Raw genomic sequence first — 20431 nt, forward strand, 5'->3', positions numbered from 1 at the left:
TTGGGGTTAGAATACGAAGCGATATCCTACTGTAATCTGGTTGTTTTGGAATAAGTTGCGTGTAGAATAGTCCACGAAGATAGAGTTCTCGCCCACCTTAAGGTTGGTTCCGAGTATGATGTTACTACCGGCTCTCATCGTGTCGTATTGCTTAAACAGTCCCAATCCAAAGCCAATATAAGGTTGGATAGGCGAATCTGCAGGAAGCGATATATTGTATATCACATTACCGGAAAGACCATAACCGGTCTTTTTGCCCAATGCTATGAACAGTTCGGGAACGAAGTCAAAGTTGGTATCGCTCACTTGCAGGTAAGCACGAAGACCGATATTGGCTGAAAGTTGTTCACCGAAGTTTACTCCGACGATAGGTGCCAAAGTGTTGTATCTGAGGAATGCGGTTTTGGTGGAAGTCTGATAAGCGTCTCCCTCCATTGACTTTGAAATCACTCGGCGTCCCTCTTTGGCATTTGGTTGTGTCGCATGTTCCGGATTGATGATCACCGGTTGGGCAGGAGCAACAAGCGGTGTGGACTGTCTTGGTTGTGTAGGCATGATAACCGTTGTAGAGGGTTGCGGCTGCACGTTGGAGCGGAGAAGTGTGTCGTAGTTTCTGTCCATCTTTTCTATGAGAGCCTTAAGCTCGGCTACCAAAGCATCGTTGGAAGATGGTGCCACACCTCTTTGATCTTGACGGAGAGCCGATAGAACCAAAGCAAAATCTGCGTCCGAAACAGCGTGGCTTCTACGTGATTTTCTTTGTGTAAGCACTTTCTCTACTACTCTGTCCACAAGCTCTTCAAACTCGCGAGCTGTCATTGTTTCACTGCTTCTCGGTTGAGATACGGTTTCTATCTTCTTGCTTGTAACGCTCTTTTCTTCCAAGACCTCTTTGCGTTGCTCCATAAGTGTTTCCACTTGTGCGTCATCTCCTGCTTTTAGAGCTTCTGCAAGCTGTCGGTTGATAGCGGCAAGCTTGTCTTCATACTCGGCACGAAGTGCATTGATCTCAGCATTGCTTCTCTCTCTCTCTCTTTCCAAAGCAGAGCCGTAAAGCGTAGAAGCACTCTTGACAGGAGCACCAAGATTGATGCGTAAACCTGCTGTGTACATCATGTTGGCTTTTACTTGAGAAGGCGTAACGATCTTTTCGGGAGAAACATCCTGCTTGGACATCAAGATGGCATTGGCTGTACCGTAAAGAGCAAAGTAGCGAGAAAGAGGTATTTCTATACCTGCTCCTGCCTGTGCAAAGAGATTGTTTTTGTTGAAATCGGTTTGATTGATTTCCTTTTCATCTTTTCTTGCATCAAGATAGCCGGCACCAAACTGCAAGTAAGGTACAACGCCGCGAGGCTGATTGAGGCGTGCAATCACGTTAGCCCCGTACATGCGCAACTCTTTATTGAACTTCGTGGAGAGTTTTCCCGGTTCCTCTGTTGCCTGATAGTAGTAACCGCGTATTCCGACAAGGGAAGAGAAATCTATTCCGGCTGAACCTCCCACAAACCATTGGTCTTTATATGGGAAGCTTTCATTGAAGTCCATGAATGCTACACCCGGTTCAAGAACAAATTTGAGTCCGTGTGCAAAACCTCCTGTATAACTGTCACGGACACGTCTGTCCAAGGATGTGTTCAATCTTGGATTGGATCCGCCAAGGTATATATCCAGAGATGCAAGAGCAGAATAGTTCTTCAAAAACTCGTTCTTGTTCTGTGTATGCGGATTCAGATACGCATTCGTCGGGTCCATATTGAACAGTAGCTGCTTCGCTTCTAAAGAGAAGACCACGCGCGGAGAGATATTCATCTTGAGACCTGCACCCAAAGAGGCATAGATCTGTTGCTCTTTATGCGCTCTGGCGTCCGTGCCTTCTGTCAATGGGTTATAGTCGAAATACTGAATACCGGTCCCTGCCAATATATAAGGAGAGAACGATACGCCGGAGAATATATTGAGCTTGGCTTCTCCTCCAATGCGTGTGATATCCAACGAGTGATTAGGTAACTTTTCTGCAAGATTGTCTGCAACATTCCAATTGAGACTCTTGAGTTTCCCTTTGAGGTCAAAAGATTTTTCAGCAATAGCTCTCAGTTCGAAATGCGGACCGAATCCAAATCCGGCACGAAGCCCATAGAACATATTGTTTTCAAGATTGATATTTTTATTCCACCACTGGTACTCGATCAAGGGAGAAACGGTTACGCTGACGTCTCTTACCTGAGCGTTTGTAGTTCCAAAAGCGGATGCCCCAATCAGAAGGGCGGTCAGTAGATGTTTTCTTTTCATGGTTATAAAATTTAGAACATTACGAATGTGTTTATCGTAGTAGATAACTCCTTCAGTGTAGTACAAAGATAGTAAAAATATATAAAAGGAAAGCGGTATTCTGAAATTGAATACCGCTTTTCCTTCTTTTATATACAAAAACCACTCTCGGTTTTGAGCGTTTTATCAGATTCTTTCCAACACAATCCGGATAAGGTTTTGTAAAGATTGTTTATAGTCGACATTCATTTTTTGAGCCTTTCTTCCTGCTATTATACAACAGACTGTGAGGATGTTATGTCCCAGTATAGCTCCTATACCGGCAAGGGCAGAAGACTCCATTTCAAAGTTTGTGATGATCTTGTTATTCCATGAAAATGCCTGAATCTTCCTGTTTAGATCCGGGTCTGCAAGTTCAAAGCGTAACTTTCTACCCTGTGGAGCATAAAATCCGTTTGCGGCAATGGTAACGCCTTTTAGTATATCATCTTTACAGATTCTGTCTACAAGCGGATCCGGAGCCTCTACAACGTATGGAAGAAGTCCTTTTATTTTCCAGTCCAATTGTTTCATAAGCTCTTTTTCAAACGCCAAATCGCAAACTTGATCCCGACTGGCATAGAAGTTCAATACGCCATCAAAACCTATTGCATACTTTGCCGCTACGTATGTCCCAATAGGAGAGATGTCCTGAAGCCCTCCGGATGTTCCGATACGTATGATATCGAGCTTGCGAAATTCATCTTTAACCAAACGGGTATCAAAGTCCACATTAGCCAACATATCGAGTTCGTTCACTACGATCTCTATATTGTCTCCACCGATTCCATGGGACAAGACCGTGATGCGCTTGCCTTGATACTTTCCGGTAATCGAATGAAACTCCCGGCTGCTAATATTACACTCAATATCTGTAAGGAATGAAGCGATGTTGTCTACACGTGCCGGATCTCCGCAGACAATGACTTTATCTGCAAGATGTTCGGGTTTCATGTGCAGATGGAATATGGATCCATCGCTGTTTATGATCAGTTCCGATGGCGGAATAGGCTGCTTACTGTTGTTAAGCATCTTTTTCGTGATTTTTAGGTTTAACATCAAGCGGTTTCGCTATACTCTCTCTCATGGAAGTATCGGCTTGAATATTTTTCAAGTGATAATAGTCCATGATACCGAGGTTTCCGCTTCTGAATGCTTCGGCGATGGCTTTGGGCACTTCTGCTTCTGCTTCTATCACCTTCGCTCTGGCTTGTTGGGCAAGAGCTTTCATCTCTTGTTCGCTTGCCACAGCCATGGCTCTGCGCTCTTCTGCCTTTGCTTGTGCAATGTTTTTGTCCGCTTGAGCTTGGTCCATTTGTAGCACCGCACCGATGTTTCTACCTATATCTATATCCGCTATATCTATGGAGAGGATTTCAAAAGCCGTTCCGGCATCGAGACCTTTACGAAGAACCAGTTTTGAGATAGAGTCCGGATTTTCGAGTACACTCTTATGGCTTTCGGATGAACCGATAGAAGAGACGATACCTTCGCCTACACGAGCCAAAACGGTCTCTTCTCCTGCTCCCCCTACAAGTTGTTTGATACTTGCCCGAACGGTTACACGAGCTTTGGCAATGAGCTGGATACCATCTTTAGCCACGGCTGTTACCGGAGGTGTATCTATCACTTTCGGATTTACAGACATCTGAACCGCCTGAAAGACGTCTCTACCGGCGAGGTCTATTGCGGTAGCCATTTGGAACGGAAGGTCTATGTTTGCTTTGGAAGCAGATACCAGAGCATGTACCACCTGCTCTACGTGTCCTCCTGCAAGGTAGTGGGCTTCGAGTTCATCGCGTGTGAGTTGGAGGTCTGCCTTGTGCGACTCGATCATCGCTCTCGTTATCACATGAGGAGGAACATTTCTGATGCGCATCAGAAAGAGTTGCAACAGAGAAATTCTCACTCCCGACACACGTGCGGATATCCATAGCAGCACAGGGAAATAGATAAGAAAAATGGAAAGGAGGATGATAGCCACAAAGGCAACCCCTATCCAGAGATAAAATGTTTCTTGCATAGTTCTATGATTTATATATTGAGTTTTAATGTTGATCGGCTATTCTTCTGACGAGGATCTTACCACTTTCGAGGCGAACAATCTCCACTCTTTCGTTTTCATCTATCAAACCTTCGAGCGATGTAGCCTCTACAATCTTTTCCGTATCGTCTAAGAGAATGTTTCCGGAGAGAGCAAGTCGGCTTGTGGTCTTGCCTGTCATTCCCACTGCAACGCTTCCTGCTTCATTCGGACTCTTACCTTGTATTTTAGAGCTAAGCCCTATCTTATCCAATGTTTTCGTCTTCGATATCCAGTATGCGCCAATGAAGAAGAGCAGCAGGCTGAGAAACAGCAGCGATAAAGCCACTATCGGAGAGATGCTATAGGAAAAATAGAGCAACCATATAAGCAGTGCCACAGAGAGTGTCCCGGCTATGCCCCAGCCCGGAATGAAGAACAATTCTGCCAAAGCCAGTGCCACCGCAAGCAGCGTAAACAGCAGCAGAATAAGAATAGTGGTTACAGGAAGTATCATGATCTTTATATTTTGATATGGTGTTTATATTACGATTCTATGGAAGATATTATCATGTTCTTCAGGGATTTGAGTCTCTTTTGCAGCTCTTCCCTTTTCCCCTCCAGATGGAGAATGGATTGGCTCACGCTCTTATATCGGGGACTCTCTTTGGAGATCGTTTTATACTCTTCCCTCAAACGCTTTAGCCGTTCGGCATCGCTCTGCATCTCTCTCAATGTCCTGCTGTATTCTTGTGTCAGCTTAGAGTGTGAAATATATACCGCTCTTCCGGATGCAGTGTAAAACAGAGGTTGTTCGGACTTTGAAGTATCATTGTAGCTCTCTCTCTTTTTGCCCGAAGCCTCTCTTAGCGATACTCTCCGGTCGCTCCAAGATATACGCTCCATCATTCGGTGTTCTCGGAGTGTTGCAAAATCTGTATCCGGAGAAGCCGACTTTGTTTCGGATGGTCTGAAAGCATATAATATATATGATGGTTCTCCTTCATCCTTCAAGGTGTTTCTGTTGGAGAGGAAGAATGCGAAGTCGTTCTCTTCATCATTCATGTAGGCAATGTCATCCGCATAGCTGCTAAACGGCATCGGGAGCTTTTGGGAGCGCAGGAAGCTGTTATCGCTTTCGCGGAACATGGTTACATACAGATTGCTTCTGCTCCCCGGAATGGTATCCTTATAGGAGTAGTAGAGTGTCTGTCCGTCAGGCATTAGACATAGCCAGGAGATCTCTCCATCGGTAGGAAGACCTTCGGGTACAGAGCTGTATCCGGTGTCTCCACTCTCTTTGTCGGGAGACTCAAACCAGACCACCACTCGGTCTGTCCCCGTTTCGGGGTTTCGTTCCACTTTCCACGTCCGGTAGTCTCCGTGGATATGGAAAGACTTTTCTCTGAACGAAACACTCTTAGCCCCTGTTTGGGCAGCCAATATTTCCGGCAAAACGTCCCCTATTTCCGAGGCAGAAAGATGCAGCGTATCTATCAAAGAGAGTATCTTGATGCTTTGCAACGCTCTCTTTTCCTGTTCTATCATTCGCTCTGTCTCTTGAATTTTCTTTTTGATGGCATCGGAAGCTCTTTTGTTCTTCTTTATATCGGTCAGCTGAGCTTCAGCCTGTGCAAACAGATGACTTTTCACAAGAATCAGCACCACATCCAGACGCTCCATCGGCTTCCTTTTCAAGGAGGGCAGAAGCTTTAGCCCTGCCTCTGCGGCCTCATCTACCCGCCCTTGTTGGGCAAGAGAGCCGACCTGGTCAAGCGTTTGAGCATTCATGCTTATCGGTGTAAGGAATAGCAGCCCCGACAGCAAGAGCAATGCCCAAGCCTTTATACCTGTTTTGGCTGAAGCATTGCTTATGATATTTGTTTCTATATTTTGTCCTTTCATAGCTTTCCAAAGTTAATTAAATCTTTTGAAGAATAGAGATATTTTGCCTCTTCATTTGGTGAGGCAAAAGCTCATGTCTGCTCTCTTTACCCTGTGCCTCCATATAGAAGAAAGGGTATCGAAGACAGTGCTCCGATACCCTTTCCGGTTATTTATGAGGAAAAATCTTTTTCTTATCCCAGATAAGACTTCAGAAGGACACTTCTATTGCCCTGTCTCAATCTGCGGATGGCTTTCTCTTTAATCTGCCTTACGCGCTCTCTTGTAAGCCCGAAACGCACACCGATTTCCTCCAATGTCATTTCCGGACAACCGCCTATCCCGAAGAACATCTTGATTATATCGCTTTCTCTTGGCGTGAGTGTCGAAAGAGCTCGTTCTATTTCCAACGATAGAGAGTCGTTGATCAGAGTTCGGTCTGCATTAGGAGCATCATCATTCACAAGTACGTCCAGCAGGCTGTTATCCTCTCCTTCCACGAAAGGCGCATCTACAGAAAGCTGTCGTCCGTTTATTTTCATTGTCTCGTTTACCTTGTCTTCCGACATCTCCAGTGCTGCTGCAAGCTCTTCGGATGATGGTTTGCGCTCGTGCTCTTGCTCGAACTTCATCACCGCTTTCTGAATCTTGGAGATATTGCCGACCTGATTGAGAGGCAGACGAACTATTCTCGACTGTTCTGCCAATGCTTGAAGAATGGATTGGCGAATCCACCACACGGCATAAGATATAAACTTAAAACCTCTGGTCTCGTCGAACTTCTCTGCTGCTTTGATCAAGCCTAAGTTCCCTTCGTTGATAAGGTCGGGAAGGCTCAATCCCTGGTTTTGGTACTGTTTTGCCACAGACACAACAAAACGAAGATTCGCTCTCGTTAGTTTTTCCAATGCGGCTTGGGAGTTTTCATCATTGCGATGAATGGCTTGCGCCAACTTTACCTCCTCTTCCACCGTGATAAGTTCTTCGCGTCCGATCTCTTGCAGATACTTGTCCAAAGAAGCACTTTCACGATTGGTTATAGACTTCTGAATCTTGAGTTGTCTCATTATCTAATGATAGTTATACGTAGTAGGGGAAAATTACTGCAAAGGTAGTAAATAACGAACAATAAACCAAAAGGAGAAAGGCAGTAGGGATAAACCTCTTGTTCTACCGAACCGGAGCTTCGGATCGTTGTGGAAAAAACATTCCGAACATCGGTTTCAAGCTCTTGCAATGAGGGAGAAGAGCCTCTTTGCATTCCCGAAAAAGATAAGCATGAACGGGGAAAACGCCTGTTTGAAGGGTGGCAAATTTCTGCTTATGCCGTTTAAGAAAAGCTTTTATATCCGTTCGGAAACTGTTTTTAATCCGTTTACAAATCTGTCCGAACAGCTAAAGATCTTCTTTTCAAGGTTTGACTTGCAGAGGTCGTGTCTCTGTTTTTGGAAGTCAAGTCTTGTCTTGTGGAAACCAAGGCTCAATTTTCACGAATTTCGACGAGATTTCCGGAAAACAGCAGAAGATGGCGACATTTTGAAGCGTTTGGCAGAACCTCCGAACAGGGCAAACTACTTTTGTGATCGCATTAACCATAACTTCAAAAACAGAACAATCATGGCAGAGTACAGAATGAGAGAGATGCCCGACCTGGGCAAGACCGGCAAGCAAGTGAAATATCCCAAGATGGTCATCATACAACAGCTTGGATTGGAACATCTTGCAAAAGAGATCAGTGAGAGTTCGAGCTTCACTCCGGGAGATGTGAAAGGAATCGTTACCGCTCTTTCACAGAGCATTGCCCGCCTTATAGCGCAAGGCTTTTCCGTAAAGGTGGATGGTCTGGGTACATTTTCCGCTTCTTTGGGACTGAAAGAGGGAACAGAGCCGGAGAGTGTTGCCGGTAAACGAAATGCGACAAGCATAGAGATGAGGGGTGTTAATTATCGGGCAGATAAGGAACTTATACGGAGAGGAAACAATATCTGCTCCTTGAAACGAGGGCATAGCCGCATCTATACGGATGCTTCCACCGGAGAGGCAGAGCGTCTTGCGGTTGCTCTGAAACATATTCGGGAGGAGGGTTTTCTGAAAGTAAAAGTCTATGCCGTCCTTACCGGACTTTCGGCTTCTACCGCAGGACGGGAGCTGAAAGCCTTTGCGCTCTCCGGCAGACTGCGATGCCGAGGACAGGGGTCGCATATCTACTACCTCTCTCCTGCGGAAGAATAGGCCTCTAAGATGCGGATGCTTCTACATTTGTGCGTATAAAAAAGCTCTCTCACAAAGCCGGTGTCTACCATGGAGGTGGACAAACTTTGTGAGAGAGCCGTCTGTCTTGTCAAGGATCTCTCTTTCCTGAACCTCTAAAGGTTTAGGAGAGATCTATTGCAAAGTATTTTCTTTCGCCATTAGGCTGCAACCCTTTGATGAACAGTACTTTGTCCGAAGAAGATGAAGCGATTACCTCGTTCACGATACGCTCCATGTCTTCCGGTGTCTGCACTGCAACATTGTTCACGGAAAGGATGATGAAGCCTTTGCGAATGCCTGCCTTGCTGAGTCTGCCGTCGTCCACGCCGGCAACTTCCACGCCGAAATCTATGCCGAGGCTCTTTCTCTTTTCGGCAGAAAGTGCTCTGAACGCAGCACCAAGCGAGTCGAAAGAGGCTTTTCTTACCACTTCCGTGTTGCCTTTGCTGTTTTTAAGGGCAACATTCAGCTCCATGCTCTTGCCTTTTCTATCTATTCGGAGCTTCACCTGATCGCCCGGACGATATTTGGAGATCTGCTCTTGCAGTTCGGAGATACTGCGAATCTTGGCACCATTGACCTCTGTGATGACGTCTCCGACCTGAACACCTGCCGCTTTGGCAGGACTGAAGTCGGCAAACTCCTGCACTACCGCTCCTTCGGAAACCTTGAGGCCGAACTTCTCTTTAGAGTCCGAGTCTATATTGCTTCCAACCACTCCGAGTATCGCACGCTGCACCGCTCCGTACTGCTTGAGGTCTGTAACCACCTTGGAGGCAATGGATACGGGAATGGCAAAGGAGTAGCCGGCAAACTGTCCGTTTTGAGAGTAAATCATGGTATTGATTCCTACCAACTCTCCTCGTGTATTGACGAGAGCGCCACCACTGTTACCGGAGTTTACCGCTGCATCCGTCTGGATGAACGAAGAGATTTGCTGAAGATTGCCGGAAGGCATACCGTTTCGTCCCTTTGCGCTCACGATGCCGGCAGTTACCGTAGAGGTCAGATTGAAAGGGTTTCCGACAGCCAATACCCACTCTCCCACTTTCAGTGCTTCGGAGTCTCCGAACGGGATTACAGGCAGATCCTTTGCTTCTATTTTGAGAAGAGCCAAATCGGTAGCCTTGTCCGTTCCGATGATCGAAGCGTTGTACTCCTTGTTGTCATTGAGTGTGATGGTGAGCTTGTTCGAGCCTTCTACCACATGGTTATTGGTTATGATGTATCCATCGGAAGATATAATCACTCCCGATCCCATGGAATAAGAGGGTTGTGGCTGTATTCGACGAGAACCTTGTCCCGGACCGAAGAAAAACTCGAACGGGTCTATAAACTCTTCTTGTGCTCTGCGACCGGAACGAGAAGTGTTTCTGGAAAGTTCTGCACGGATATGCACTACTCCGTGCACACTCCTTTCTGCCGCTTCCACAAAGTCTTTGGGCAGTCCGGCAGGAGCGAGTGCCACCTGCTGCATATTACCTTCAAAAGCAGCTGAAGGCGTTCCGCTGTTTCCGATAGCGTGAGTGTCTCCCACGTGTGTCCCTCTCAGACCTGTATATCCCGCATATAAGCCCACTGCCAATACTGCACTGAGGCAGGAAGATCCGATGATGGCAAGAACAAATTTGGTGTTTGTCTTCATGATTAAAGCTTTTCTTAGTTATGTGTTTTTGTTGTCTGTTGTAGATTTCAACTCTTTCTTGCAATCTGTTGGATGCAAAGTAAGCAAATAAAATGATTGATTTAACATAGTAGAGACCTGTTTTTAGCATTTGATAACTATGTTGCTCCCATCTTTATGGTTGTTTAGCAAGGTACCTGATTCGTACCAATGAGATTAACAAAGAATAATATCGGAACCACTTTCAGAGGGGATAAAAGAGGAGTGAAAAGTGGATTCTATTCCATTTTTGTACCTTTGGAGACGAGTATGCTCTCGTAATACATTCTATATATAAGTAAAGATGATTCTCTGTATCGCCGAAAAACCCTCTGCTGCAAGGGATATTGCCGCCGTGCTTGGAGCTACACAAAGACGTGATGGCTACCTTGAAGGGCAGGGCTATTGCGTTACGTGGACATTCGGACATCTGTGCACTCTTAAAGAACCGCACGACTACAAGCCGGAATGGCAGAGGTGGTCTCTGGAGCAGCTGCCGATGATTCCGGAGAAGTTCGGTATCAAGCTGATAGAAGGAAGAGGGATAGAGGCACAGTTCAATGTCATCAAGCATCTTGTCTCACAGGCATCGGAGGTTGTAAACTGCGGTGATGCCGGACAGGAGGGAGAGCTTATACAGAGATGGGTGCTCCAGTTGGCAGAGTGTAAAGTCCCCGTAAAGAGACTTTGGCTTTCGTCCATGACGGAGGAGGCGATAAGGGAGGCGTTCAAAAACCTCAAGCCTGAGAGCGACTACCAGAATCTTTACATGGCAGGGCTAAGCCGGGCAGTGGGCGACTGGATACTGGGTCTCAATGCCACACGCCTGTACACCCAACGGTTCAAACCGGCTCACGAGAAAGGAATACTCTCCGTAGGACGAGTGCAGACGCCTACTCTTGCTCTGCTTGTGGAGCGTCATCTGGAGATTGAGCAGTTTGTCTCGAAGCCTTATTGGGAGATAAAGACAACATACAGAGATACTCTGTTCAACTCCACAAAAGGGAAGTATGAGGAGGCATCCGAGGCTCAGAAAGTGCTCGAACAGATCCTTTCCGAACCGCTTCGCGTAACCAAAGTGGAGAAAAAAGCTGCCAAAGAGGGACCTCCTCGCCTTTTCGACCTCACTTCTCTGCAGATAGAGTGCAATAAGAAATGGGGTTTGACGGCAGACGACACACTGAAATGTGCACAATCTTTGTACGAAAAGCGGCTGCTTACATACCCTCGTGTGGATACGACATATCTTACCGATGACATCTTTTCCAAGTGTCCGAACGTGCTTCAAAACCTTGCAAACATCCCGGATTTGAGGGATGTGGTTGCTCCGTTATTGGGTAAGGCTCTAAAGAAGAATAAGAAGTTTGTGGACAACAGCAAGGTAACGGATCACCATGCGATAATACCTACCGGAGAGACTCCACGCTTCTTGAACGAAAACGAAGAGCGTGTTTATTATCTTGTATCAAAGCGTTTCATCGCATCTTTCTACCCGGATGCGGAGATCAAAAATACCACTATATCGGCAGAGGTAGCCTCTATCCCATTCCGTGCGACAGGCAAAGAGATTACATCTTTAGGCTGGAGAGCCGTCTTTGCAGACCCTTTGGCAGACAAGGAGGAGTCTGTAAAAGATGAAGAGGAAACAGGTATCCTGCCCGTTTTTACTGAGGGAGAGTCCGGTCCTCATAAGCCGGACTTGCAGGAGAAACAGACTCAACCGCCAAAACCATATACGGAAGCAACTCTGCTGAATGCCATGGAGACAGCCGGAAAGCTGGTTGAAGACGAAGAGCTGAAAGAGGCGATGAAGCAGAAAGGTATCGGAAGACCTTCCACACGATCCGCTATCATCGAAACCATTCAAAAGCGTGGCTATGTGGAGAAGAAGAGAAAAAATCTGATTCCAACGGCAAAAGGCATAGCTCTCATCCGGATCATCAAGAGCGATCTTCTGAAAAGTGTTCGTCTGACAGGCGAATGGGAGTACAAGTTGCAACTTATAGACAAAGGGAAATACTCTCCTCATACTTTTATGGAAGAGATGAAAGCATTAGTAAAAGAGCTTGTTCAAGAGGTGATCTATGGGTCTTCCACCATGAAATCCGCGGATAATACTTATAAATGCATAGATACTTCGGTGGTCTGTCCGGCTTGTTTTTCCGGGACATTGCTGAGAGGAAATGGTGCGTATGGGTGTTCTCTTTTTCGGGAAGGGTGTTCTTTCCGGATCGGTTATGACTCTCTTTCTGCCACTGCTTCTATAGAGGAGATACGGGAAGCGGTATCGAAATTGTACAACAAATAAGCCCCTTTCTCTTATGAAACTTATCTATCGGGTTGTTATAAGGCTATCTATCTCTTTGAGTATCATCCTTACGATATGGGCTGGACTCTTCTATGCTGCGATGATAGATGAGTTGAACGATGAGATTGATGACTCTTTGGATGACTATTCGGAGCTTATCATGGCTCGATTTCTCGCAGGAGAGAGTATTCCGACAGTGAGTACCAACTCGAACAATCAGTACTATTTGAAAGAGATTTCAAGGGAGGAGGCACTGAATAGACGGCGTGTGAGGTATATAGATACCATGGTCTATCTTCCGCTTAAAAAGGAAACAGAACCTGCCAGAGTGCGTTCGGCTGTTTATCACAAGGGTATGGGAGAGAAATATTATCGTTTGGATGTTTATACCCCAACCGTGGAAAAGCACGACCTTAAAGAGTCTATACTTTCATGGATCATATTCTTATATATATGTCTTCTGCTTACGATCATTGCCGTAAATATCTGGATCTATGAGCGGATCAATAGACCTCTGTACAGATTGCTCTCTTGGATGGATGGGTATAAAGTAGGAGAAGTTAATCCGGCTCTTAATAATCCGACCATTATATTGGAGTTTGACAAACTGAATAAGGCAGCAGTGCGCAACATGGAGAGGGCAGAGGAGCTGTTTGAGTCTCAAAAGCTGTTTATCGGAAATGCTTCACATGAGATGCAGACTCCTATTGCCGTTTGCCTTAACCGTATAGACACGCTGATGGAAGACGAGACACTCTCTGAAGAACAGCTGGCTGAACTTGCAAAGACTCAGCAGGTGTTGGATTATCTTTCCAAGCTAAACAAAGCTCTTATGCTCTTGTTCAAGATAGACAATCATCAGTTTGTGGAGAAAAAAGAGCTGGACTTCAATACCCTTGTTCATCAAATGCTACCGAACTATTCGGATGCTTATGAACACATGAGTATATCTTTGAAGATTGTGGAGAGTGGTGTGTTTCGAACCGAAATGAATGAAATCTTGGGCTCTATCCTGATCGGCAACTTTATTAAGAACGGCTATGTGCACAACATACAGGGGGGGGAGTTTGTGGTTGAGCTTTCGGATAATAAGATTGTGTTCCGTAATAGCGGAGTAGATACACCGTTAGATCCTCTTCAGATCTTTAATAAATTCTATCAGGGTAGTAAGAAACAAGGCTCTTTAGGCTTGGGATTGGCTTTGGTTAAATCTATCTGCGAGGTAGAACATCTGCAAGTAATTTACTATTTTGACGCTCAAAGCAGACACTGTTTCGAGCTCTCTCGTCAGAATAAAGTATAGAAAGATCTCTTTCTGATGGGGAACAATGCAGGTGTAATCCTCTATATAGAATGAAAACAATATAAATCTCACTTTTTTATTTCATTCCAGATTCTTTTCAGGTTTCGTTTCGATATTTGCAGTACAATCATCAAAACTATATGCCATGAAGAAAGAAATGAAAAAGATTGGATTTATACTTTTTACTGCAACTCTTGGAGGAGCATTGGTATTCTCTTCTTGTACGAAGAATGAAGACGTTAAGCAAGATCTTCCTATAGTTCAAGAAGAAACAGACAGACTGCCTGAGAGTGCTTCTCAGTTCGTTTCCACTTACTTTGAAGACTATACTGTAGAGAAAGTGGTAAAGAGAGATAAAGAGAATGAATTTGGTGCTCTTTATGCAGGAGTGTTGAAAAAGAAAAACAACACTATTATTACGGACAATGTCAAGATCGAATTTGACAGAAATGGTCAGTGGATAGAGATTGAAAGTCTCATAGATCGACGTCCTATTCCACGTAATCTACTCGGTCTTCTTCCTGCTGCTATCGTACAGTATGTAGATACAAACTATCCTAACATCGGTTTACAGGAGATAGAAAGAAAGGCTTATGGCTTCAAGGTTGAGCTTGTAAATGACAAAGAGTTGCTCTTTGACAAAAGCGGAGCACTACTTAACGACAATTCTCAAGGAACGAATCCTAACCCTGGAGAAGGCGATACAAACACTACAATAGATCAGTTTGTAAGCACTCACTTCCCTGGATACAGAATTGTTTATACCAAGATCGAGCGTGAAAAAGGTCAGATTAAAAAGAAAGTTTATCTGAAGCAAGGATACTTCAAGAGCTACAAAGTTGTATTTGATCAACAAGATCGTTGGATCGAAGTAGAGGGAGATGACGATTACTATCTACCGGTTCCGGAGTCCATCATGAGACTTATCCCTGCAAGTATCTCTGAGTATGTCAAGAGAACTTACCCAAGAACTTTCATCGTAGAACTAAAGAAAAAGACTTACGGATTTGAATTGGAATTGGCGAATGATGTTGAACTTCGTTTCGATGTAAACGGTTCTTTGATAGGTCCGGATAATGATCAAGGCGGAAACAATCCGGGTAACGGAGGCGATGCTCCTATTGTAGACGACAGACTCCCTCGTATCGCAAACGACTTCCTTGCTACTCATTTCCCTAACGTACGTATCAAAGAGATCAAGATTAAGCGTCGCAGCAACAATCCTTACGTTACTATGTACGATGTAGATCTTGTAAATGGTGTTGACATTAACTTTAACAGCAATGGCGAGTGGATTGAAGTAGACGGAGATGAGCGTGCATTGCCAAACTCATTCATCGAAACTCTTCCTGCCAATATCAGAAACTATATCAGTGCAAGGTTTCCAAGAGCTTATATTTCTACTGTTGAAAAGAAATCTAACGGATATAAGGTAGAAATCATGCACAGAGGTGATGATGTTGAAATCTATTTCGACAGAAACGGACAGTTTGTAAGAATCGATGACTAACCTTTAGAATTAAAACCAGAAAACACACAGAAAAGAGATCCGATATGGAAGCCTTCCATATCGGATCTCTTTTTTATATCGTCAGCAAGTTTTTTGCTATTTGTTGCCGTACTTGCTTTTTACCAAAATCAATATAAAGGCTGCTCCTCCAATGATACCGGTTATCACTCCGATAGGCAGTTCATTGGGGGCTATTATCGTTCGGGCAACAACATCAGAGAGTATAAGGAATACGCTTCCTGCCAAATATGATGTCAAGAGCAGTTTACGATAATCCGTACCAACCCATAGTCGGACAATATGAGGAATAACCAATCCGACAAATCCAATCACTCCCGCAACAGCAATACAGGCACCGGTGAGGAGCGAAGTGGTTATAAAGAGAATACGTATAGTGGTATTGGCATTGATGCCGAGGTGCATTGCTTTCTCTTCTCCAAGCCTTAGAGCATTCAGGGGCGTGGTAAAAAGGTAGGTGATACCCAAAGAGAGGATGGACAGAATAAGCATTGAGACCCACAGCATCGCATTGCTTTCATTCAGAGATCCCATAATCCAGAACACTATCCCGTGAATGTTTTCCACATCCGTAACACTCATCAGGAACATCATTAGGGAAGAGGAGATAAAGCTGATCATGACACCGATCAGAAGCATCCTTGTAATGCTGAGGTAGCCATGCTGCAAGCTGAGAGTATAGACAAGAAAGATTGTGAGCAGAGCACCGACAAATCCGGCAAGCGGTAAGAATAGTATCGTAACGGCATGCAGTCCGGAGACGATTGCAAAAGTTACTCCCAAAGATGCTCCCCCCGATATTCCTAAAGTGTAAGGCTCTACCAACGGATTCCTGTATATCCCTTGCAGCACCACTCCGGCGAGGGACAGAGCACCACCCACAGCCAATCCCAAGAGAGCGCGGGGCAGTCGGATATAAGTAAGAATGCCATACTCCATACTGTCCGGATCCTGCAATATCTCTTTCCATTTCCAAAAAGGAATGGAGATTTCCCCGATACTCAGAGAGAGTAGCAGTACTCCCACAAGACTTACAATAAGGATCGGGATGGCAAAGGTTGAGCCATACTTCGCTGTTCGCATACGGGTATTCAATATTCTATCCCTTTTCGAGAGCGTATCTTACTATCGAAAGGGTGTTTCACTTTCTTGCAGTAGGTAACATAGTGAGCAAGCTCCATGAGATTTTCCGTAGCACCTCTTCCGGTGAGTATCAGTTCAAGATGTTCGGGTTTAGAATGGATAAAGTCGAGCAGCAACTCTTCTTCTATGTAGTGATCTCGTACCGAAATGAGTATCTCATCCATGATAAGAAGGTCGAATATCTCGTGTCGGACAAGATCCTTAAGGAAGTTCACAGCTTCTTTTGCCTCTTGTGCAACGGCTCCGGGAGATATTGATTTATCCAAGTGTGGGTGTCCTTTGGCAAAGTTATAGACGGATGCTCCCAATTTTTTCAAGCTCTCCATTTCTGTGTATCCATACTTTTCGGGGCGCTTGTGAAAGGAGCAGTAGCACACCTTAAAGCCTCCGCCCAATGCGCGAGTAGCGAGTCCTATCGCTGCTGTTGTCTTACCTTTCCCGTCTCCGGTATATATGTGTATAAGTCCGAAATTGTTTTTCATCTTCTGTTATCTGATATACTTGTCCAAAACTTCGAGTGTCTTTTTGAATGCGATAGGGGATGGCTGACACGCTATTGTAGAGTCCACGATATATATATGTCCGTTTTTCGTGGCGGTCATGGTCTTATGTTTTAGCCATGTATCTCGCTCTTCTTCTCCCACTACTCCCATTGTTACCACTATGATATAGTCCGGATTCTTAGCCACAACAAACTCTCTCGTCAGAGTGCCTTTGATCTCTTTTTCGGCTATATTCTCCACGCCGAGAAAAGAGAGGTAGTCTGCCATGAATGTATTCGGAAGAACCGCGAAGATCGGATTGGCTCCAATCTGCATGAGAACCTTAGAGCGCCTTGTTTTCTCCCTTTTTCTTTTCTCGCGGATCTCTTGGATCACCTTTTGGCTCTCCTTTACTATTTTTTCCGCCTGCTCCGTGTAGCCCAAGGTGCGTCCCAATTGGAGAAACTGGCTGCAAATCTCTGCATAACTTTTCGGAGTGGGTTGCATCTGTATCTTTACTCCCATCCGTTTCAGCGTTTCCATATCTTTCGCATTGGTGAGCCCCGACACAAAGACAATGTCAGGCTTAAGACGAAGGATCTTCTCCACATTCATCTTTACGGCGGAAGATACCACTTCAGCCTTTACGCCCGTAGGAACATTGCAGTAGGAAGTGATTCCGACCAGATATTTTTCAGCCTTGAGGTCTACGATACTCTGGGTTACCGATGGGACGAGAGAGACTACTCTCACAGGCTTTTGAGCTATAACCGAGAGGAGAGAGCTGCATATTATGAACAATAGCAGTATCTGTTTGCGAAGCCGAATCATAAGAGTTGAAGTGTGTTAAAGTAGTGTTTATCGTTTTCGGTCTGACTTGTTGTCCGGAAAGAGAGTGGTTTTTGAAACAGAGGACCGTCGTAAACAAAAGTGTGGTACTCTCCATTCTCTCCGCACGGATCTATTCCCGGCATGGCCTTAAGCGTATCGAGGAGCGGATGAGAAAGATCTTTTCCCAAGAACTCTTCGGGCGAAAGCTTGCCTTTGCGTATGGATACGATGGTGGTTCTGAACTTTTCGTCTATCAGCGAACGCACCACCTCTTCGCTTTTCATCCCCCAAAGAGGGAATATGGGGGTGATGCCGCACTCTTGGCATACTCTTTCCACCCATGAGCGATGGGTTTCCAGATAGATGTCCCCAAAGACACCATGCGTAACGCCCTTGACCATCAGTTCGGCGACACCTTTTTTGAAAGAGGCTTCATACCCTCCGCCATCTCGTTGTACCGCTATTTGCAGAAGATGGAGACCCATTGCTTCTGCCTGCCTTTGCATAAGCAGAGCACTCAATCCATGCGAACGAGACATGGAACCATCCTCATCGCACATATTCAGCAGATAGACTTCCGATGGAGAGTGAGTCTGTATAGCTTTATGGAGAGCCAGCATACAATCTTTACCTCCACTCCAAGAAACCAGTATTTTCATTCTGTAATGTGTTATCGTTTATTACGACAGAAACAGAGTCTGCCACGCTTTGGCAAGAACTCTGTTTCTATTTTTCTTAGATAGGAGAGTACTTACACTTTGGTAACACCCTTTTTGCGCTTGTGATACTTTACGATCATTCTCTTGATGAAGAGGTAATATCCCGTAATAGGTAAGGTGGCACCAATGAGAGCAGCCAAGGCTGTGAGTACTCTTGTTATCGTTCCTCCCCAGCTTCCTACGTGTACGTTGTAGATGATGCTGCGGAACTTGTTCTGTTTGGGTACATCTTTGTAGAGGTTACGTTCCGTTATGGCTCCGCTCTCTCTGTCAAAACTGTATTTGTTGGCTGCGTTAGCATTCCCGAATTCTCCTATTATGGCAGAGACAGAACCATCGGATACGTTGATCTGCTTGTGCTTAGGATTTTCTGCCAATACAGACTTGTAAGCTTTTTCCCATGCAATGAATGGATTTTCCGGAGAGATTTCGGCATCTTTTTTATCACCTCTTGTTCCATGTCTGTTACCGCCCTGTTCCGACGGCTGTTGAGACATACCGAAAACGGCATAAAATCCTTTCTTATACCACGAGTAGCTCCAATTCAGCCCCGTAAGAGCCATGGCAAGAAGGAAGATAAGAGCATACATACCTGCTGCATTATGAAACGAATACCAAAACTTCCATGCACCTTTCCCGACAACTATCTTTAGATTTTTTGCCAGATACTTCCTCGAACGAGGCCACCAGAGAACAATACCCGTAATAAGAGCTATGACAAACACGATGGTACTGATACCTACAAGTTCGTTGCCCCAGAAGATTTCATCTTTGCTCTCTACTTTATCCAGCAGTGTATAGTGAAGCTTCACCATGGTATAGAAGAAAACCGGACGCTTTATAAAGCCCTTTATCTCTCCCGTATATTGATCTATAAACAGCAGAGTACGGCGGGGCTCCGATATGGCAAGCTCATAGCTTTTCTTCGGATCGGATGAGATGCGGAGTGATGTGATCTTTACTCCTTCGGGCAGACTCCTTTGTGCCAGGTTCATAAGCGAATCCATAGGCAGGGTCTCTGCTTTCACTTCGGCTACTTTGAATATTTTCGGATTAGACCACTCCGTAATCTCTCTTTCAAATACCAGCATAGCTCCGCTGAAACAGATGATTGAAATGATCACTCCGAACGGTAGCGAAAGCCAGAGGTGGGTCTCCTTGATTAGTTTTTTCAATGTCATGTTAGTCTATGATTTTAATTTTGAGACAAATATACAGAAAAAGTACCTTCTTTATCTATTTGGGTTCTCAAGTTTGAGATTGGAGAGTGGGAGAAACAGGTAAGACAGCTCAAAAAACGGTGTGGATATTTTCTCCTCCGGAAAGAGACAATACAGCCCTTTTCCGGAAGCTCTGTTTTTATATATTTCATCCCGAAAAATGCTCGCTTTTTTTCTGCTCTCTATTTTGATCGGAGGGGTCGTTTTCAGAGCACGACCGAATTGTTAAATTCGCGCTATTTTATTAACACAAATTCCGATAGCTGTTAAGCGAAAACAGTAAACGAGCATATTGTTTCGGCTTAACGTGTTTAATTTTTCAATGAACACGTTTACCGATTTCATTTAATACGTTTACCGGATTCTATTAACGTGTTTAGAATTTTTGCTTATGGTGTTGATATGTAGTGTTTTATGCGTTTTCGGCTCTTTTTTGTCGTTTTTTGTCCCGAAAGTGCATTAGGATTTATTTACGATTAACGGTGTTAAAATTCACAGCTATTAACGCGAAAAAGCCCCATCAAATGGCTTGGAGAAAAATTTTTTTCAAAGATAGGCTGTTTTATATACGATTGACGGACAGTGTTTTATCTCTTATTGGAGATTTCTTTCTTTAGACTGGAGGTTTTTTGGGGAGCTGTCCGCTCCGATTTTTGACCATTCGTTTTTATATAAAAATTCCGCTTTGAAGCCGCTTTTTTTCTTTGACCGGGCATCGGGTAAAAACGGCTTTTTCTCCTTTTCGTCCCTCTATTTTCTCTTTT

16 protein-coding genes are annotated in these 20431 nt (G+C 44.7%); 4 read left to right on the forward strand and 12 right to left on the reverse strand.

Annotation, left to right across the window (positions count from 1 at the left end):
- Window positions 1-6: 6 nt before the first annotated feature.
- From HQ29_RS02850 to HQ29_RS02875, 6 genes are all read right to left on the reverse strand, one after another.
- Entirely contained in the window at window positions 7-2292 is a 2286-nt protein-coding gene (locus HQ29_RS02850) for an outer membrane beta-barrel protein (RefSeq protein ID WP_036867467.1), read from the reverse strand.
- A 165-nt stretch (window positions 2293-2457) separates the two neighbouring features.
- Complete coding sequence (locus HQ29_RS02855; protein ID WP_036867428.1) at window positions 2458-3342, reverse strand: nucleoside phosphorylase; 885 nt, start codon at window positions 3340-3342, stop codon at window positions 2458-2460.
- Entirely contained in the window at window positions 3335-4333 is a 999-nt protein-coding gene (gene floA, locus HQ29_RS02860; RefSeq protein WP_036847235.1) for a flotillin-like protein FloA, read from the reverse strand. Before floA ends, HQ29_RS02855 begins: the two co-directional genes overlap by 8 nt.
- A 25-nt stretch (window positions 4334-4358) precedes the next feature.
- Window positions 4359-4850 (reverse strand): NfeD family protein, encoded by a 492-nt coding sequence (locus tag HQ29_RS02865; RefSeq protein WP_036867430.1) that lies wholly within the window; start codon window positions 4848-4850, stop codon window positions 4359-4361.
- A 29-nt stretch (window positions 4851-4879) separates the two neighbouring features.
- On the reverse strand, window positions 4880-6238 hold the full coding sequence (locus HQ29_RS02870; RefSeq protein ID WP_036867432.1) for a hypothetical protein: 1359 nt from the start codon (window positions 6236-6238) through the stop codon (window positions 4880-4882).
- Between the two features lie 173 nt (window positions 6239-6411).
- Window positions 6412-7284: a sigma-70 family RNA polymerase sigma factor gene (locus HQ29_RS02875; RefSeq protein WP_036790302.1), complete on the reverse strand. Its 873-nt coding sequence runs from the start codon at window positions 7282-7284 to the stop codon at window positions 6412-6414.
- 550 nt (window positions 7285-7834) lie between these two features.
- On the opposite strand from HQ29_RS02875, the gene HQ29_RS10380 reads away from it, so the two are divergent.
- Window positions 7835-8449: an HU family DNA-binding protein gene (locus tag HQ29_RS10380; RefSeq protein ID WP_036847391.1), complete on the forward strand. Its 615-nt coding sequence runs from the start codon at window positions 7835-7837 to the stop codon at window positions 8447-8449.
- 142 nt (window positions 8450-8591) lie between these two features.
- Here the strand turns inward: HQ29_RS10380 and HQ29_RS02885 are convergent, their stop codons facing one another.
- Window positions 8592-10115, reverse strand: a complete 1524-nt coding sequence (locus tag HQ29_RS02885; protein ID WP_036864762.1) for a Do family serine endopeptidase — start codon at window positions 10113-10115, stop codon at window positions 8592-8594.
- Between the two features lie 322 nt (window positions 10116-10437).
- Between HQ29_RS02885 and HQ29_RS02890 the strand changes: the two genes are divergently transcribed.
- The 3 genes from HQ29_RS02890 (at window position 10438) to HQ29_RS02900 (ending at window position 15254) form a co-directional block, all read left to right on the forward strand.
- Complete coding sequence (locus tag HQ29_RS02890) at window positions 10438-12441, forward strand: DNA topoisomerase 3 (RefSeq protein ID WP_036867434.1); 2004 nt, start codon at window positions 10438-10440, stop codon at window positions 12439-12441.
- Window positions 12442-12454: 13 nt separating this feature from the next.
- Entirely contained in the window at window positions 12455-13744 is a 1290-nt protein-coding gene (locus tag HQ29_RS02895) for a sensor histidine kinase (RefSeq protein WP_036867435.1), read from the forward strand.
- A 157-nt stretch (window positions 13745-13901) separates the two neighbouring features.
- Window positions 13902-15254: a PepSY-like domain-containing protein gene (locus tag HQ29_RS02900; RefSeq protein ID WP_161781550.1), complete on the forward strand. Its 1353-nt coding sequence runs from the start codon at window positions 13902-13904 to the stop codon at window positions 15252-15254.
- Between the two features lie 96 nt (window positions 15255-15350).
- On the opposite strand, the gene HQ29_RS02905 is transcribed toward HQ29_RS02900, so the two are convergent.
- The 5 genes from HQ29_RS02905 to HQ29_RS02925 all read right to left on the reverse strand — a co-directional run bounded on the left by HQ29_RS02905 (window position 15351) and on the right by HQ29_RS02925 (window position 19628).
- Complete coding sequence (locus HQ29_RS02905; protein WP_036867437.1) at window positions 15351-16355, reverse strand: FecCD family ABC transporter permease; 1005 nt, start codon at window positions 16353-16355, stop codon at window positions 15351-15353.
- An 8-nt stretch (window positions 16356-16363) separates the two neighbouring features.
- Window positions 16364-16897 carry a cob(I)yrinic acid a,c-diamide adenosyltransferase gene (locus tag HQ29_RS02910; RefSeq protein ID WP_036867439.1) on the reverse strand — a complete coding sequence of 178 codons (534 nt, stop codon included), beginning with the start codon at window positions 16895-16897 and terminating at the stop codon, window positions 16364-16366.
- A gap of 6 nt (window positions 16898-16903) precedes the next feature.
- A complete protein-coding gene (locus HQ29_RS02915) occupies window positions 16904-17728 on the reverse strand; it encodes an ABC transporter substrate-binding protein (RefSeq protein WP_036867440.1) in 825 nt (274 codons plus the stop codon).
- Entirely contained in the window at window positions 17725-18387 is a 663-nt protein-coding gene (locus tag HQ29_RS02920) for a Dph6-related ATP pyrophosphatase (RefSeq protein WP_052089739.1), read from the reverse strand. The genes HQ29_RS02915 and HQ29_RS02920 overlap by 4 nt, the downstream gene beginning before the upstream one ends.
- A 92-nt stretch (window positions 18388-18479) precedes the next feature.
- Window positions 18480-19628, reverse strand: a complete 1149-nt coding sequence (locus HQ29_RS02925; protein WP_052089741.1) for a PepSY-associated TM helix domain-containing protein — start codon at window positions 19626-19628, stop codon at window positions 18480-18482.
- Window positions 19629-20431: the final 803 nt, after the last annotated feature.

The sequence above is a fragment of the Porphyromonas canoris genome, from assembly GCF_000765975.1.
Classification (GTDB): domain Bacteria; phylum Bacteroidota; class Bacteroidia; order Bacteroidales; family Porphyromonadaceae; genus Porphyromonas_A; species Porphyromonas_A canoris.